General features: G+C 52.7%; 14 protein-coding genes. 9 read left to right on the forward strand and 5 right to left on the reverse strand.

All coding sequences use genetic code 11. From position 1 onward, the window contains the following. Positions 1-87: 87 nt before the first annotated feature. From KK062_RS12680 to KK062_RS12700, 5 genes are all read left to right on the forward strand, one after another. A complete protein-coding gene (locus KK062_RS12680) occupies positions 88-1,401 on the forward strand; it encodes a dihydrolipoamide acetyltransferase family protein (RefSeq protein WP_254084669.1) in 1,314 nt (437 codons plus the stop codon). Between the two features lie 64 nt (positions 1,402-1,465). Beyond that, positions 1,466-2,089 carry an AAA family ATPase gene (locus KK062_RS12685; protein WP_254084670.1) on the forward strand — a complete coding sequence of 208 codons (624 nt, stop codon included), beginning with the start codon at positions 1,466-1,468 and terminating at the stop codon, positions 2,087-2,089. After that, a complete protein-coding gene (locus KK062_RS12690) occupies positions 2,086-2,508 on the forward strand; it encodes a hypothetical protein (RefSeq protein ID WP_254084671.1) in 423 nt (140 codons plus the stop codon). Before KK062_RS12685 ends, KK062_RS12690 begins: the two co-directional genes overlap by 4 nt. Before the next feature lie 82 nt (positions 2,509-2,590). Beyond that, positions 2,591-3,736: a cystathionine gamma-synthase gene (locus KK062_RS12695; RefSeq protein ID WP_254084672.1), complete on the forward strand. Its 1,146-nt coding sequence runs from the start codon at positions 2,591-2,593 to the stop codon at positions 3,734-3,736. Positions 3,737-3,787: 51 nt separating this feature from the next. Continuing rightward, on the forward strand, positions 3,788-6,451 hold the full coding sequence (locus KK062_RS12700; protein WP_254084673.1) for a hypothetical protein: 2,664 nt from the start codon (positions 3,788-3,790) through the stop codon (positions 6,449-6,451). Here KK062_RS12700 and bioA read toward each other — a convergent pair. The 5 genes from bioA to KK062_RS12725 form a co-directional block, all read right to left on the reverse strand. Continuing rightward, positions 6,438-7,757: an adenosylmethionine--8-amino-7-oxononanoate transaminase gene (bioA, locus tag KK062_RS12705; protein ID WP_254084674.1), complete on the reverse strand. Its 1,320-nt coding sequence runs from the start codon at positions 7,755-7,757 to the stop codon at positions 6,438-6,440. The genes KK062_RS12700 and bioA overlap by 14 nt on opposite strands. Continuing rightward, positions 7,723-8,334 carry a dethiobiotin synthase gene (bioD, locus tag KK062_RS12710; protein WP_254084675.1) on the reverse strand — a complete coding sequence of 204 codons (612 nt, stop codon included), beginning with the start codon at positions 8,332-8,334 and terminating at the stop codon, positions 7,723-7,725. The genes bioA and bioD overlap by 35 nt, the downstream gene beginning before the upstream one ends. 30 nt (positions 8,335-8,364) lie before the next feature. Next, positions 8,365-9,504: an aminotransferase class I/II-fold pyridoxal phosphate-dependent enzyme gene (locus KK062_RS12715; RefSeq protein ID WP_254084676.1), complete on the reverse strand. Its 1,140-nt coding sequence runs from the start codon at positions 9,502-9,504 to the stop codon at positions 8,365-8,367. Positions 9,505-9,510: 6 nt separating this feature from the next. After that, the gene (locus tag KK062_RS12720) at positions 9,511-10,383 is read right to left on the reverse strand and encodes an SDR family oxidoreductase (protein WP_254084677.1); all 873 of its coding nucleotides are present in this window, start codon (positions 10,381-10,383) and stop codon (positions 9,511-9,513) included. 92 nt (positions 10,384-10,475) lie between these two features. After that, positions 10,476-11,573 (reverse strand): glycosyltransferase family protein, encoded by a 1,098-nt coding sequence (locus tag KK062_RS12725; protein ID WP_254084678.1) that lies wholly within the window; start codon positions 11,571-11,573, stop codon positions 10,476-10,478. A gap of 362 nt (positions 11,574-11,935) precedes the next feature. Here KK062_RS12725 and KK062_RS12730 point away from each other — a divergent pair, with 362 nt between their 5' ends. From KK062_RS12730 to KK062_RS12745, 4 genes are all read left to right on the forward strand, one after another. After that, the gene (locus KK062_RS12730) at positions 11,936-12,883 is read left to right on the forward strand and encodes an OmpA family protein (RefSeq protein ID WP_254084679.1); all 948 of its coding nucleotides are present in this window, start codon (positions 11,936-11,938) and stop codon (positions 12,881-12,883) included. Between the two features lie 12 nt (positions 12,884-12,895). Beyond that, positions 12,896-13,063, forward strand: a complete 168-nt coding sequence (locus tag KK062_RS12735; protein WP_254084680.1) for a PLDc N-terminal domain-containing protein — start codon at positions 12,896-12,898, stop codon at positions 13,061-13,063. Positions 13,064-13,066: 3 nt separating this feature from the next. Beyond that, on the forward strand, positions 13,067-14,353 hold the full coding sequence (locus KK062_RS12740; RefSeq protein WP_254084681.1) for an MFS transporter: 1,287 nt from the start codon (positions 13,067-13,069) through the stop codon (positions 14,351-14,353). Between the two features lie 73 nt (positions 14,354-14,426). Continuing rightward, positions 14,427-16,493, forward strand: a complete 2,067-nt coding sequence (locus tag KK062_RS12745) for a tetratricopeptide repeat-containing sensor histidine kinase (protein ID WP_254084682.1) — start codon at positions 14,427-14,429, stop codon at positions 16,491-16,493. Positions 16,494-16,798: the final 305 nt, after the last annotated feature.

Below are 16,798 nucleotides of genomic sequence, written 5' to 3' on the forward strand. Positions count from 1 at the left end.
ACCGTCACCAAAGAAACGTTTGAAATATAAAAACAGGTTTATCCAGACGAAAAAATAGTAACTTGCCCTTCCAAAATCGATTGAAACATGGCGCAGGTTCAACTTATCATGCCCAAGATGGGTGAAAGTATATTCGAGGCGACGATCCTGAACTGGATCAAGAAGCCAGGCGACAAGATCGAGCAAGACGAATCGGTGCTCGAAGTTGCGACCGACAAGGTCGACACCGAAGTACCTTCTACCCACGCCGGTATATTAACGGAAATTCTGGCAAAGGAAGGCGAGATCGTAAAGGTCGGCGTTCCCATTGCTATCATTACCACCGACGTAGCGGCGGGTGCTGCTGCACCGCAACCGACTACCAGCACACCGGCTAAATCGAATGGTGCAACCGAGCATTCCTTACAGGAAGCCGCAGTGGCACATAGCAACGGCGCACCGCAAGCGTTGAGCTTTAAAGACAGCAAACGCTTTTACTCACCGCTGGTGAAAAACATCGCCCGCGAAGAGAACATCACCGTGGCCGAGCTCGAAACGATCTCCGGCAGCGGCAATGAAGGACGCGTAACCAAAAAAGATGTGCTGGAATATGTACAAACCCGCAAAGTAGGCGGCACTACAGTACAACCGGTAAAACATGCCGTGCCTGCCGGCAGTACACCCACGCCAAAAGTACAGGCCTCTATCAACGCCGGCGACGAGATCATCGAGATGGACCGCATGCGCAAGATGATTGCCGAGCGCATGGTGGACTCGAAACGCATTGCGCCGCACGTAACCTCCTTCGTCGAAGCCGACGTGACCAACGTGGTACAATGGCGCGGCAAAGTGAAGAGCGATTTCCAGAAACGCGAAGGCGACGTATTGACGTTCACACCGATCTTTATTGAAGCGGTAGTGCTGGCAATCAAAGACTACCCTATGATCAACATACAGGTAGACGGCGACCGTATCGTCAAGAAGAAAGATATCAACATCGGAATGGCCGTAGCCCTGCCCAGCGGTAACCTGATCGTACCCGTTATCAAAAACGCTGACCAGTTCAGTCTGGGTGGCCTGACCAAGATCGTAAACGACCTGGCACGCCGGGCACGCGACGGCAAACTCAAACCCGATGAACTGGCCGGTGGTACCTTTACCATCTCCAACGTCGGCTCCTTTGGAAACGTCATGGGTACACCCATCATCGTGCAACCGCAGGTCGGTATCATTGCCCTGGGGGCAATCGTAAAGAAGCCTGCCGTGTTGGAGCTGCCATCGGGTGACGTGATTGCGATTCGTCACAAGATGTTCCTCTCCCACTCGTACGACCACCGTGTAGTAGACGGTGCCCTGGGTGGAATGATGGTACGCCGGGTAGCCGACTACCTCGAGAAATTTGACATAAACCGCAGTATTTAATACACGGATAGCTTAATTAGACCCGGGAGGTTTTTGAAATCACCCGGGTTTCTTACTTTTAGGCATGTCCAAAATTATCTCATTCATCAGCCGGAAGGGCGGTACGGGCAAGACTACCAATGCCATTCACCTGGCCACCACCCTTCACCAACTTGGCAAAAAGGTGCTGCTGGTGGAAACCGATACCAACTATACCCTGAACACCCTACGCAAAATGGAAGTGTTCCAGGCCAAGGATGGTAAAACCATGTTCGAGATTCTGGGCTCAGAAGATCACCAGGTGGCACAAGAGCTGGAAAAACTGAAAGACAGCAAGAAGTTCGACTATATCATTGTGGACAGCGCCGGTAAAACCACCGACGAAGGTATCAAAAAGCTTTGCCTGGTCAGCAACGCCGTGGTCGTGCCCACCAGCCTGACACAAAACGACCTGCTGGTGACCTATCAAACCGTTACCGACCTGGCCCCCGCCCGCGAGCTGAACAGCGGACTGAAAATCATCATCCTGCCCAATCGCATTCACAGCTCAACCAATATTTTTACCGTACGGGATAACCTCAAAAAACTGGATGCCATCATCCTGCCCGTAGTCGTACCGCAGAAGAATCTTTTCGTAAATTTCAGTACGGTCGACGCGGAGAAAGAGTATCAGCCTGTGGCGCAAGCCATTCTTAATTATCTCGCATGAGCAAGAAGAAGAATACACTCAGAGATCTTGACGAATTCCTGAAGCAACAAGCCGCCACCCTGGTGACCCCGAGCCCCTTGAGTCGTCAGCTCCCCGCGGAGACACCAGCGCCCGTGGCCCCCGCACCGGTTGTTACCGAAGCTCCCATTGCTCCACCACCCCCCATAGCCGTCGCCCCCCAGGCCCAGCCTGTAGTGCAGGAGGTCACAGCGGACAGCATTGACCAGGCATTGCAGACACTTTACCGTCGGGAAGGCGGCCCGGCCTTCCGCCGGAAGCTCTACGACATCATTCTGCGCGCGGCAGAAACCTCCGGCCAGACCCTGCCCGAAGACAAGATGCTCATCAACACCGTACTCTACCTCAAGAGCGGTGACCAGTGGAAGGAAACGATCCGTACCTACTGGCGCAATAAATAATTCTACCGTATCGGCATACCCGGCTCCACAGGATGTGGGCACGGGTATTTCATTTGTCGGCTAAAAGTCTGAATATTACCTTATGAAATTCGGAACGAAAGCTGTGCACGCCGGTGTGACGCCGGACCCATCTACCGGGGCGATCATGACCCCCATTTACCAAACATCCACATACGTACAGGAGTCGCCTGCCAAACACAAGGGCTTTGCCTATGCGCGCGGCACCAACCCCACACGCAACGCGCTGCAAGAAAGCATCGCTGCGTTAGAGAACGGTAAGTATGGCATCTGCTTTTCTTCGGGCATGGGCGCCACCGATGCCGTGATCAAATTGCTGAATCCCGGCGACGAAGTGATTACCAGCAACGACCTGTATGGCGGTTCGTACCGGATGTTCAAACGGGTCTTTGAAAAGTACGGCATCAAGTTCCATTTCATCGACCTGACCCAGGCTGATAACATCCGGTCGGTCATCAACGACCGCACGCGGTTGCTGTGGGTAGAGACCCCAACCAACCCACTGATGAACATCGTCGACATCTCAGCGTGCGTCGCCATCGCGCGGGAGCATAAGCTGATCGTGGCCGTCGACAACACCTTTGCTTCTCCTTACCTGCAGAACCCGCTTGACCTGGGCGCCGACATCGTCATGCACTCAGTGACCAAATACCTCAGCGGCCACTCCGACGTAGTGATGGGTGCGCTGGTGATGAACGACGAAAAACTTTACCAGGAGCTTTTCTTTCTCATGAACTCCTGCGGCGCGGTGCCCGGCCCGCAAGACTCGTTCCTCGTGCTGCGCGGTATCAAGACCTTGCACCTGCGCATGGAGCGCCACTGCCTGAACGGCCGCAAGATTGCCGAGTACCTGAAGGCTCATCCCAAGATTGGAAAGATATACTGGCCTGGATTTACCGACCACCCCAATCATGCCATTGCCAAAAAACAAATGCGTGACTTCGGCGGCATGCTGTCATTCACCCTGCAAGACGACAGCCTTGACAAGGCCATCAAGCTGATGGAAAGCGTTCAGCTCTTTTCGCTGGCCGAGTCGCTTGGCGGTGTGGAGTCGCTGATCAACCACCCGGCGTCGATGACACACGCCAGCATTCCCCCGGCCGAACGCGTCAAGAGTGGCCTGGTGGACTCGTTGATCCGTCTGAGCATTGGTGTGGAAGATGCCGAAGACCTGATCGCCGACCTGGACCAGGCGCTCGCGCAAGTATAAGGGCCGTATTTTTTACTATCTTGCCCGTATTATAAACTAAGTCCGCTACGCGTGAAGAGACTTCCTTTGCTTATCACCATCGGCCTCGTGGTGGTTCTTGTCGGAGGGTATTACCTATACGACAGGTTTCTTGTCAAACGAACAATAACACCGTGGGCGCTGGTGCCCGAGGCTACCATCTTTGTATATGAGACCAACGACTGTGCCGACTGCGTACGCAAAATGCAGGAGACGTCGTTGTGGTCGGTCTTTCGCGAAGCGGCTTTCTATGGCAAGCCCACAGACTCGCTGCGCACACTGTTTGACTTTATCGACACCCAGCCCCGCGGCCAGCTGATCTCAGCCCACCAAACCCGCAAGGATGACTTCGACTTTGTTTTTTACGTGCCCCTCAATCAGCTGAAGAGTAAGAATGCCATGCTCGACGCATGGGACAAGCTAACCAAAGACCACCGCGAGTTTAACGGGATACAGATACACGAGATCACCTCCAGGCAACAGACCTTCTCGTGGACGCAGATCGACGACGTCTGGATCGGTAGCTTTACGCCATTTCTCCTGGAGGATGTGATCCGCGCCTATACCGCGGGCAACAACACCCTTCGCAGTAAGATCGCTTCTCTTTACCAGATGCCCCGTTCGAACAACGACGCCGGCAATCTCTTTATCAACATCCGGAACTTTGGCGTATGGCTCAACTCCTTCGCTACGGGCAGCCCCTCCATCGTTAATCAAATCGGCCAGGCTTCCCTGCTCGACATCAAGACCGACGAGCAAAGCTTTACCCTGAACGGCTTTAGCCTCGACAGCGCCAGCCAGGGCTATATCCTGTCAGTGTTCAACAACCAGGTGCCGGTGCCGTTCAACCTCAAGAACTTTGTTTCTAACCGTTCGGTAATGGTGTCCAGCTTTGGCATCAGCGACGGCGTGCGCATGGGTGAAGCGTTGAAGATGTACGCGCAAAGCAAGAACCCGGGACTGCAAGATTCCATCAAACAGGTAAATACCGCGGCGGGACTTTCGCTCGGCCAGCTATACCAGCACCTGGGCAACGAGGTAGGCGTGTGTTTTCTCGAATCGAAAGACCGCAGCCTGTCGAAGATCGTCCTGATCGAAACCAAAGACCCCAAGCCCTGGATCTCAACGTTCAACACCATTGCCCAAAAGACCAGCATGGATACGATCTTCTTCGAGCGCTTCTCCGACTACGAGATTCGCGAGATGCCTGTACCATCTTTTCCCGAGAAGCTTTTCTGGCCACTCGTGACCGGCCTGAAGACCAGCTTCTATACCGCCGTGGGCAATACCATTATCCTGAGCGAGAATGTGGATGACCTCAAACAATTCCTGGACGACATTGACAAGGAAGAAACGTGGGGCAAATCCGTGGCACAAAACAAATTCCTGGAAGGGACACTGCTGGAGTCCAACGTAAACCTGTATATCAATACCCCCATGGTGTGGAACATCCTGTCCGATGTGCTGCACCCGCGCTGGCAAAAGTTTGTGCAAGAAAATCGGGCCGCGCTGGAAAGCATTGGCATGGGTGCCGTACAGATGAGCCACCTTAATAATAGCTATTATACCAACATTACATGGACGTACGGCAAACCGAAAACTTCGGCAGCCGCTAAAGCTGATCGCACGGACAAAACCATCACCTCGTTCCAACAAGGCATTCACAAGATCTTTGTCGTACGAAATCACAATACCAAAGAGGAAGAAGTACTCGTGCAGGATTCTTCACGTGCACTGAGCCTCGTATCAGCCGACGGAAAGGCGCTTTGGAAGATCGACCTCGACCAGTTTATTGCCGGCGATGTAACGCAGGTGGATTTTTATAAGAACAGCAAGCTGCAATTCTTTTTTGCCACGCCGGGGCAACTGCACGTTGTCGACCGGTTGGGCAATTACGTGAAGCCGTTCCCGGTGGCGATCGGCGAAAAGGATATTGAGTTCACATCGGTGATTGACTATGACCACAGCAAGAAGTACCGTTTCCTGGTGGCCGGCAAATCCGGCAAGTTGTGGATGTACGATAAAGACGGTAGCAACCTCGATGGCTGGAAGCCGAAGAATGTAGAGAGCAGCCTGTCTACCGCACCGCAGCACCACCGCATACGCGGTAAAGATTATATCGTCGCGATCCGGAAGGATGGTATCGCATACCTGATGAACCGTCGGGGTGAAAACCTACACGGCTTCCCGCTTGACCTCGATGCACGCCCGGTAGGCGACTACGCGCTGGAAGTAGGCAATAGTTTAGCAACAACCTATTTTGTTATCGTATCACGCGACGGCTTCCGGATCAAGTTCGACATGGACGGCAATGTGCAGAGCCGTGAGACATTGATCAAAACGGCGGTGGACGCCCGCTTCAGCCTCGTGCGCGACCTGAGTGAAAAGTCTTACCTCGTGGTGCGCCAGGAGGCGCGTCAACTGACCGTGTTTGATGAGAACCTAAAAGAAATTGTCGGCAGCGACTTCGTTGGTAATAATCCGGCCGAGGTGCGCTTCTATAATTTCGGCGGCGGCCGGAGCTACGTCACCCTCACCGACCTGTCGCAGGATCTGTCGTTTGTGTACGACATGCAAGGCAACCTGATCACCTCCCTGCCACTGGAAAGCAGCACCCTGGTGTTGCGCCCGGCGTCGGGCGACAAACCCAAGGCCTACTACTCATTGGGACGAGGTCTCACGCTCATGCCTTTGTAGGCAGTGTCTGAATAAATTCTTCAATCGCAGTATATACTGTTTGTAGTGCTTCTTCCGTCATCACGTACGGAGGAAGCACATACAAGATATTTCCCAACGGACGGAGCAAGATGTTCCGTTCGATAAAATAGGGAAATATTTTCTTGCGCAAACTATGCTCATATCCGGTACCTTCTTCGGTACGTAACTCTATCCGCAGAATGGTACCCAACGACCGGGCTTCCAACACCGCCGGATGGTTGCCCATCTGTGCTGCAAAAGCTTCCTGCTGGCGGCTGATGCGGTCCATGCGATACCGGCAATCAGGGTCCGTTAACAAATCAAAGCTGGCATTCGCGGCAGCGCACGTGATGGGATTGGCCGTATAGGAATGACCGTGAAATAAGGTCTTCCGAAAATCTTCTGTTTGGAAAGCTTGTGCAATCTTGTCGGTGCAGCTGGTAACGCCGAGCGCTATCGTTCCGCCCGTGATACCTTTGGAGACAGTCACAATGTCGGGTTGATACACACAATACTCGGATGCAAACAGTTTGCCGGTGCGACCAAAACCGGTAAAGACTTCGTCGGCAATACACAACACGTCGTGTGCCTGGGCTTCTTCGAGTAAGGCATTCAACACCGCAGGTGTATAGATGCGCATGCCGGCAGCCCCTTGTACGAGGGGCTCGTATATAAATGCCGCAACATCGCCCTGTGCGACGTACCTTCGGAATTGGTCGATTACGTCGGCTTCATTGGCTGCGGTGGGAAAGTCAATGAATACCGTCTCAAATAAATAGGATTGAAAAGGATCCGTAAAGATGCTTCGGTCACTGACCGACATGGAGCCAAAGGTGTCGCCGTGGTATGCTCCTTGTATGGCGATTACTTTCTTCTTCTGTGTGATGCCGCGGTTATACCAGTATTGAATAGCCATTTTGATGCCCACCTCGACGGCCGTGCTGCCATTGTCAGAAAAGAAGATGCGCGATTGACCTTGCGGCAATATCGTCAGCAGATTCTTAGCCAGTCGAATCGCTGGCGCATGCGTAAAGCCTGCAAAAATAACATGCTCCAGCGTGGAGGCCTGCTCGGCCAGCGCGCGTGCGATATAGGGATTGGCGTGGCCGTGGATATTCACCCACCACGATGATACGGCATCGATAATCTTGCGGCCATCAGCGGTATGTAAATATACTCCTTCGCCACCGGTGATCAGGATGGGGTCCGCGGCGCCGGTAAGCGGTGTATAGGGGTGCCAGATGACTTCTTTATCCCAGGCAAGCAGCTCGTCAGGCGTGCCAGTGTTGTTGTAGTTCTTTTGCATAGTCTATAATCGTCTGACGGCTCATCCGCTCTTGCCACGGCAAGCGCAGCAATACCGGCAGCCCGGTGTGAAGCTCAATGATCCGTTCACTCTCGGCGTTGGAAGGCCCGTTGAAAATAATGCCTTTGATGGGCAGGTTGCGTTTGCGAAGTGCTTCTACGGTCAGCAGCGTGTGATTAATGCTGCCCAGGTATAGGTCAGCGACCAGCACGACCTGTGCATTAAACCGCGCGACGAGATCAATCACAAAGTCGTGATCGTTCAGCGGCACGAGGCAACCACCAGCACCTTCGATGATAAGGTCACGCCTAGTAACCGGAGGCGTTAAAGTTTGCAGATCGATGGTGATGCCGTCGATGCGTGCGGCAGCATGGGGCGAGGCCGGTGTGTGTAGCAAGTAGCCTTCGGGAAAGAATACGTGATGCTGAGGATCCAGCAACTTCGCGACAGCCTCGGTATCGCGGGGATGCCCTGCCTGTATGGGCTTCCAGTAATCGGCCTGCAAGGCTTCACAGAGAATGGTCGAAACCAACGTTTTGCCACTGTCGGTATCAATGGCCGTAACGAAGTAATTCATATCGCAAAACTACGCCATAATTGCAAAGGATCAAGGGCCCGCCGCTGGCAACACGCGTAAACAGCGGGCCAGGAGGTCGATCTCTTCGCGCGTGTTAAATGTATGCAGGCATATCCGCATGCGCTCTGCACCCGCCGGCACAGTAGGCGACAAAATGGGACGCACATCAAGTCCTGCAGCTTGCCACTCCCGGGCCACTTGTCGCACGTATGCGTTGCCGGGATACAATGCCGTTTGGATGGCACTGTTGTTCCCGCTGACATGCGGCAGGTCTTGCACTTGCTGCACGAAGTATCCGATCGTATCGCGCAACGCCTGTTGCAGCGGGGCGCCGTGTTCTTGCATATATGCAAAAGCACAGTCGATTGCCGCGATGCTGTGCGGCGGCAACGCCGTGGTATAAATAAACGGCCGCGCAAAGTTCACCAGATATTCTACAACGCTATGGGTACCTACCACGCAGGCGCCGTGGATGCCCATCGCCTTGCCGAAGGTATAAATACGTACGGCAATCTTATCGTGCATGCCCAGGGCCACGGCCAGGCCACTTCCTCCCTCGCCCATCACACCAGTACTGTGCGCTTCGTCGAGTATAATAAAAGCGCCATAACGTTCCGCCAAAGCAACCAGTGGCTCCAGCGGACAGGTATCACCATCCATCGAGTAGATAGACTCGACAACAATAAACACCTGGCCGGTCGCGCGTTGCAACCTCTCCTCCAGATCTTGCAGATCGTTGTGACGAAAGTTGTGGTGTTTTGCCAGGCTTAAACGCATGCCGTCTTTAATGCTGGCGTGCACAAGCTCGTCGCACAGGATGGTGTCACCCCGTTGCGGCATGGCCGATAATACCGATACGTTGGCTGCATAACCGGATTGAAAGATCAGTGCGGCATCGCCGAAAAAGATCCGGGCCAGTGTTGCTTCCACCGCTTCTGTATAGGGGGCATTTCCCGACAGCAACCGCGAGCCGGTAGCGCCGTTTAGCGGTGACGGAATTTGATTAAGTTTCTGTTCGATCGCGGCAAAAAGCGCTGGCGATCGTGCCAGGCCTATATAATCGTTGGATGTAAAATCTATGGGCGCAACCGCCTGTCGCAGAGCACGCAGTAATCCTGCTTCTTCACGTACCACCAGACGGTTACGCAATACGGCGTCAAAATCCTTCATTACGAATTATGACTGTTTGCCTCGCGTCTTTTCCATGACGTCCCACATTTCGTCAGGTATCATTTCCAGGTGACTAAACTCGCCGCCGTTGCGCAGCCACTCACCGCCGTCAATGGTAATGACTTCGCCATTGACATAGGCAGAATAGTCGGACATGAGGTATGCGGCCAGGTTGGCCAGCTCCTGATGTTCGCCTACACGTTTCAGCGGCACGCGTTGGGCGGGGTCGAATTTCTTGACCAGCTCCCCGGGCAACAGGCGGCTCCAGGCTCCCTCGGTCGGGAACGGCCCGGGGGCGATGGCGTTGCTACGTATTTTATACTTCGCCCACTCTACCGCCAGCGATCGCGTCAGTGCCAGCACACCCGCTTTACCACAGGCAGAGGGTACGACGTAGCCCGACCCGGTCCATGCATACGTGGTAACGATATTCAGAAATACACCCGGCTGTTTATTGGCAATCCAATGTTTGCCGGCTGCCAGGGTAGTATAATAGGTACCTTTTAAAACGATATCGACAACAATGTCAAACGCACGGTGTGAAAGGCGTTCCGTGGGGCTGATAAAATTACCGGCCGCATTGTTTAATACGCCGTCTACTTTACCAAAGGTATCGACGGTTGTTTTGAGCATCTGCTCGATCTCTTCATACTTGCGCACATCGCACCCTACCGCCAGCACCTTGCCACCAGTCTCTTGCATGAGTTCCCCGGCTGTTTTATCGAGTACTTCTTTTTTACGACTGGTGATCACAAGGTTTGCGCCCAGTGTCAGAAAATATTTGCCCATGGCCTTGCCCAGACCTGTACCGCCGCCGGTGATAATGATGGTTTTATCTTTCAGGCTGCCGGGTGCCAACATTCCTTGCATATGATCCATTGTTTTTAGATGATTGAAAGTAAGGAAGTTTATGAATAATAAAAAAGGGCCGCGTGTACGACCCTTTTTTACGATAAGATTCTATTCCCGGATTAGTTGTTGTCGAAGTCGTTCGTGATGGCATCGATCTCATCAATAACGGGTTGCAGGGCGGTTTCAACCTTCTCCTTCGAGCCGTCAGCATACTTGAGATACGCCACGGCAGCACCGTTTTCATCTTCAAATACTACATCCGCCAACTTTTGATCGCCGTCATAAAGCGCAAGTTTTACAAAGTCGTTCAGGTCAACTTCACCCTGGTTGTTATTAGCACCTTCGGCATTGATGGTACCCTGCAGTTTCAGGTTGCGCAACTGCACATACCCGTCGATGCTTTTTACACTTTCTTCAGACTTGGAAGCATCTTTATAGTTTACGGTGATGCTGGTTGCCACAACTGTTTCTTGATTACGCAGCAGGGATATGCTTAACGAGTTGGAGGTATTACCCTTGGTGTCGAATGCAACCGACAGTTTGAAAGGTGTTACCGTCAGCTCGATGTCTGCCGTTAGGGGGAAGCCTTGCTCATCCCACGCTACTTCGAGGTGTATGGATAAAGCCTTGGCGTCGTCTACATACAGGGCGGCAGTAAGCACTTCCGGCTCATAGTATGTCTCGTCCCATTCTTCGTCATACAGCGCTACTTCGCTATACGCCGTCAGCTCGAGGCGAGCGTTATTGGTAGTCGAACCTTCGGTGGGAAACTCGATCGAGATGATAGAAGCCTCATCGATCATTTCGAATTGCTGGAGGTCGCTATTCCACGCATACTTGCCTAAGTTGGCTCCGTAGTTAAACGGCTCGTCTGCGGCCGTGCGGCCGGCGGCACTGCCTTTCGTAAATACACTTCTGAAATCTTTACCTTTTTCGCGGAAGAAAGAACGCAGCTTTTTGTGATCTGCCGGTACACGACCGAACGGATCGTCGGCATTGGCCAGGTCGAAGAAGTCCTGTGTGGCCTTCAGGCCTTCAATGTCCTGCAGATCTTGCAGATCACTTTTCGCGGTGGAGTTGAACGATGCGATTTTGTTTTTGGCTTCGTCTTTTGAAACCTGGCTACCCGTGCCCCCATCGTCATCGCTGCTACACGATGCGAGGCCAAGTATACCGGCCAATGCAAATACGGAGAGGAGTTTTTTGTTGTTGATCATATGTATTTTGGATTGTGTTCTTTTTACGTCGTGAAAGTGAATGGTTTTAATTTTCTTCTGTGCTATAGACACAGACATGTAACGGAACGTTGGAACGGAGGTTGCCTACATAATCATGCAGTAGCATATAACATTTGTTCTATATGTTCAAGCAACGATGTGCGATCATCTATACTTCTTATGTGGTATAATATGCAGGCTCTACACTGTGGGTACCCGTCACGCTTGCACCCCTGACCGACAAGGCTATTATTTTACCCGTTGAACGACGTAACCCTTCTGGTAACCAGGGGTTTTGAAAAATTCCGGGGGTGCGCTTTTTTTATTACCTTAGACCGCATTTTTTGAACACTTAAACACCTATGAGGACTATTTTTTTATCGTTTTTACTGATCACGATCGTTTCATCCTGTGTAGTTTCTAAAAAGAAGTACGACGCGCTGCTGGCCCAGAAGATTCGGACCGAGGCCGATCTGGCCGACCGGTCAGGCCAGCTGGAGAAAGCCAACGGCACCCTTGACAGTCTCTCTGCCCAGCTTAAACAACTGAAAGATGACACGCTGCTGATCCGCGGCCAGAAACGGAGCACCGCCAGGAAGCTAGCCGAGCTCGAAAAAGAGCACGCACAGCTTAACACGTATTACAAGAACCTGATGAACAGCAGCGGCAAACAGACCCGCGACCTGGCGCAGCAACAAGAGCAGCTGCTGGCCATCCAGCAAAACCTGGAGAAAACCCGCGCACAGAACGACTCGCTAAGCAGAGGCCTGGCGGAACGTGAAAAGAAGGTACAAGAGCTGGAGCAAGTGCTCGCCAACAAGGATAACCTGGTGCAACAACTGCGCACCAAGATCAGCAATGCCCTACTGAACTTTAAGGAAAACGACATCACCGTAAAAGTGAAGAACGGGCAGGTATATGTATCGCTGGCCGAGCAACTGCTGTTCGGCTCCGGCAGCATCGAGGTGGATGCCAAAGGCGTTACGGCCTTACAACAACTGGCGAAAGCTATCAAAGACCAGAAGGATATCAACATCATGGTAGAAGGCCATACCGACAATGTACCCATATCGAAGAAGTCGCAGTATATGAACGATAACTGGGACCTGAGTGTGATGCGCGCTACTTCCATCAGTCGCATCCTGATGAAAGGCGGCGTACAGCCACGCCAGATTACCGCTGCCGGCCGTGGTGAATTTTCACCCCTGGCGGTGAATGATACCCCCGCCAATAAACAAAAGAACCGGCGTACAGAGATTATCATTACGCCCAACCTCGACGAGCTTTTTAGAATCCTGGAGAATAACTAACCGCACAATACCATGTACAGAATCATATCCCTGCTAATACTCGTTGTCGACGTTCTTGTCATCGTCGACATCGTACGCAGCCGCATGGCCAATGAACGCAAGATCTTATGGGTGCTCGTAGTGGTATTCCTGCCACTGGTGGGGCCCATCCTGTATTATCTCTTAGAGAAAAAGCGTTGACCCATGCTGCAAGATCGTTCGTCTTATAAACTGTTGTACAGCCCGCCCGTAATCGTTGCGGCGCTGGGCTACTTTGTAGACATCTACGACCTGCTGTTGTTCAGCATCGTACGAAAGTCCAGTCTTATCTCCCTGGGAGTCCCCGAAGCGGAGCTGTTCGAGAAGGGTGAATACCTGCTGCAGACACAAATGTTTGGTATGCTCGTGGGCGGTATCATCTGGGGCATAATGGGCGACAAACGCGGCCGGCTTTCGGTGTTGTTTGGATCGATCCTGCTATACTCGCTTGCCAACATAGCCAATGGCTTTGTTACTTCCGTAGATCAATACGCCGTACTGCGTTTCATTGCCGGCGTGGGCCTGGCGGGGGAGCTTGGCGCCGGCATCACGCTGGTCTCCGAGATCCTACCAAAACACTTGCGGGGTTATGGCACGGCCATTGTCGCGGGGGTGGGCGTGCTGGGTGCTGTGGCAGGCAACTTTGTGTCAAAATCTTTCGACAGCTGGCAGGTATCCTACTTTGCTGGCGGCGGCATGGGACTGTTGCTCCTGATCGCGCGCGTGAGCGTGATGGAGTCGGGTGTATTTCTGAAAGTGCGCGAGAAAGAAGAAGTATCGCGTGGCAACTTCTTTCAACTCTTTACCAACCGCAAGCGACTCGTCAAGTTTCTGGGGTGCATCTTCATTGGTCTGCCGATATGGTTTACCATCGGCATTCTGGTCTCATTCTCCCCCGAGTTTGCAAAAGCCCTGTCGATAACAGGCACCATCACTACGGGCGATGCTGTAATGTATAGCTATATCGGTCTGTGCGTGGGCGATCTGGGCAGTGGCATTATCAGCCAGCTCATTCGTTCGCGGAAGAAGGTGGCGCTGACCTTCATACTCATGACGGCGTGTCTCTTTTTACTCTACTTGTTTATGCCGATCCGCACGGCAACATTCTTTTATATCACTTGTTTTGCGCTGGGGGTTAGCATCGGATACTGGGCCTTGTTTGTGACGATCGCCGCCGAACAATTTGGCACGAACCTGCGCTCCACTGTCGCGACCACGACGCCGAACTTTATCCGCGGCACCGTAGTGCCATTGATCTGGCTGTTCAAGCTCTTGCGCGACTCCATCAAAGGGCACTATCTGCCTACGCTGGGCGAGAGCGCTGCCTATAGCAAAGGCATGATCTACGGCGCGTTGATCGTGGGCACTATGACAATTGTGATTGCCTGCATCGCGCTGTTGCCCATCGACGAAACCTTTGGGCGCGACATGAATTTTGAAGAAGAAACGTAACCTCGAAGGGGGACTTCTCCGTTGGTGAATCTGTTGTTTTATTCTAACTTACTACAGCTTAGACTATTCCGCCGTGAAGAAGCCCTTCTTTCTTTTTATCTGTTTTTTCTTCGTCCTTCACGGTCTGTCCCTGCGAGCGCAAAACCTGGAATTGATCCGATCCCTGCGCCACAAGCTCACCACAACGCCGGAAGCCGAACGCTTTGAGATCTTCAACGACCTGGCATGGGAATACCGCTGGGCAGCTCCCGACAGCACAATCTTTTACGCACAGAAGGCTTACGCACTGGGCCAGGACCTCAAGCTGGCAACCGGACTGGCCAAACCCCTGAACTTTATCGGCGTGGCACGCAACTACCAGGGCAAGCGCCTGGAAGCCTTCGATGCCTACGATAAAGCGTTGAACACAGCGACGCAGCAAAACGATTCGGTCCAGATTGCTTACTCCAACAACAACCTGGGCCGGCTCTTCTTTGAACAAGGCCTGCTGTCACGCTCGTACGACTATTTCCTACGCGCCCAGGCACTCTTTGAAAATATCAACGACTCTTCGGGCCTGGCCTACACCTATCAGAGCCTCGCCAATCTCTATAAGCTACAGCAAGACAACGCCAAAGCCGAGTCCAATTACCTCAAGGCCTATCGCATCCGCATGCACGGCGGACGCACGCGCGACATCATGGCAGCGCTCGTCATGATCGGACGCCTGTACCAGGAAACCGGCCAGCTGGATAAAGCCCTTCAATACTTACACCGGGCGGACTCCATCGGGCACGTCATTAACGACGAGATCAACCTCGCCGACATTAAGACCTATATGTCCGAGGCCCTGCTCAACAAAGGTCAGCTGAATGCAGCTGACAGCATGTGCACGGCAGGACTAGCCGTGATCGTGCGTATGAATACCACCCGCATGATGCCACAGGCATATATGACCATGGGACAGATCAAGTTCGCGAAGAACGAGCTGGCGCAAGCCCGCAAATATTTTACCCTCGCGATGGAGGTAGCCACCCGCGCGAATGAGCTGAACACGAAAATGGAAGTATTCTACTGGCTATGGAAGCTCTCCCTGAAAGAGAACAACCGTGCCGGCGCACTCGAAAACCAAAACCAATATCTCATTCTAAAGGATTCACTGAACGATCTCAACGTAGCGCGCCAGGTGGAGCGTCTGCAGTTTGAAATGGACATCGAACGCAAGGAACAAGAGAACGAGCTGCTCAAAGTCAACCACGCGAAAAATGAAGCCGTCATTCTTCAGCAGCGTCTTCAGAACATCATCCTCATTGTGATCATTGCCTTTATCAGCATTCTCGGCCTGGTACAATGGCGCGGCAGCAAAAAGCGTCGCGAGGTGAACGATATGCTAGAGCGGCAAAATCAATTCATTCGAAGTCAACGGGAGGAAATTGTCGACCAGAATCAAACGTTATCCAAACACAACCGACAGCTCTCGGACATCAACCACGAGAAGGATACCCTCATGAGCATCGTTGCGCACGACTTGAAAGCACCGCTCAACCGCATCAAGGGCATTGCCGATATCATGGAGCTGGAAGGTGGACTCACCACCGATCAGCATGAGTATATGGACATGACCAAGAATGCCACACAGGCCGGCCTCGACTTGATCAAAGATCTGTTGGATGTGCACATGCTGGAGGAGAACGTTACGCCGCACTATACTACGTTTGACATCAGCGCCTTTATGCTGGAGAAGGTCGATGCGTTTACGCCGATCGCTTCTGCCAAGCAGATTCACTTGCACATTACGCGGGTGGAGAGTGAGCAGGTGCGGTTGGATGCGGACTATCTCAGTCGTATTGCCGACAACCTGCTATCGAACGCCCTGAAGTTTTCGCCGTCTAACGGTACCGTTGAAGTAGCCGCCGGGAAGACGGCAGATCATTTCTGGTTTTCTGTACGGGATGAGGGACCGGGATTTTCGGGCGACGATAAGCAGCTGATGTTTCAGAAGTTCCGCAAGCTGACGGCAAGGCCTACAGCGGGAGAAACTTCGAACGGGCTGGGGCTGGCGATTGTAAAGACGCTGGTGGACCGGTTGAAGGGAGAGATTATACTAAACTCCGAACCTGGAAAAGGCAGTGAGTTTGTTATTCGGTTTCCGTTGGGTTAATCTACACCATTCTTCAAGTCGGGACTAACTCTTGCCAGCTATCTTCGGGGCACAGCCAACGATGACATAGGTCTCATCCTGGCAAGTGATTCTATGTATATATACTCCAGATGGTTTACTGGCGCACGTCTAAGCGCCAAGCGTCAGCGCAGGTGCGGAACTTGTGCCTACGCCTGCGGTCAGTCTTAGACTGGCGAGACCGAGCCGAAGACCATTCTTCAAAAGGCTTTAAAACAAAAAAGCCCTGATATTTCTATCAAGGCTTCTTTTGTAAAAGAAAGGCAACGACTTACTCTCCCGGGTGT

The organism is Dawidia cretensis, from assembly GCF_018598175.1.
GTDB classification, from domain to species: domain Bacteria; phylum Bacteroidota; class Bacteroidia; order Cytophagales; family Cyclobacteriaceae; genus Ohtaekwangia; species Ohtaekwangia cretensis.

What these genes read in the sequence shown, in the direction of transcription:
- KK062_RS12680 (WP_254084669.1), top strand. Translation starts at nt 88, where the DNA reads ATGGCGCAGGTTCAACTTATCATGCCCAAGATGGGTGAAAGTATATTC.
- KK062_RS12685 (WP_254084670.1), top strand. Translation starts at nt 1,466, where the DNA reads ATGTCCAAAATTATCTCATTCATCAGCCGGAAGGGCGGTACGGGCAAG.
- KK062_RS12690 (WP_254084671.1), top strand. Translation starts at nt 2,086, where the DNA reads ATGAGCAAGAAGAAGAATACACTCAGAGATCTTGACGAATTCCTGAAG.
- KK062_RS12695 (WP_254084672.1), top strand. Translation starts at nt 2,591, where the DNA reads ATGAAATTCGGAACGAAAGCTGTGCACGCCGGTGTGACGCCGGACCCA.
- bioA (WP_254084674.1), bottom strand. Translation starts at nt 7,757, where the DNA reads ATGCAAAAGAACTACAACAACACTGGCACGCCTGACGAGCTGCTTGCC.
- bioD (WP_254084675.1), bottom strand. Translation starts at nt 8,334, where the DNA reads ATGAATTACTTCGTTACGGCCATTGATACCGACAGTGGCAAAACGTTG.
- KK062_RS12715 (WP_254084676.1), bottom strand. Translation starts at nt 9,504, where the DNA reads ATGAAGGATTTTGACGCCGTATTGCGTAACCGTCTGGTGGTACGTGAA.
- KK062_RS12720 (WP_254084677.1), bottom strand. Translation starts at nt 10,383, where the DNA reads ATGGATCATATGCAAGGAATGTTGGCACCCGGCAGCCTGAAAGATAAA.
- KK062_RS12725 (WP_254084678.1), bottom strand. Translation starts at nt 11,573, where the DNA reads ATGATCAACAACAAAAAACTCCTCTCCGTATTTGCATTGGCCGGTATA.
- KK062_RS12730 (WP_254084679.1), top strand. Translation starts at nt 11,936, where the DNA reads ATGAGGACTATTTTTTTATCGTTTTTACTGATCACGATCGTTTCATCC.
- KK062_RS12735 (WP_254084680.1), top strand. Translation starts at nt 12,896, where the DNA reads ATGTACAGAATCATATCCCTGCTAATACTCGTTGTCGACGTTCTTGTC.
- KK062_RS12740 (WP_254084681.1), top strand. Translation starts at nt 13,067, where the DNA reads ATGCTGCAAGATCGTTCGTCTTATAAACTGTTGTACAGCCCGCCCGTA.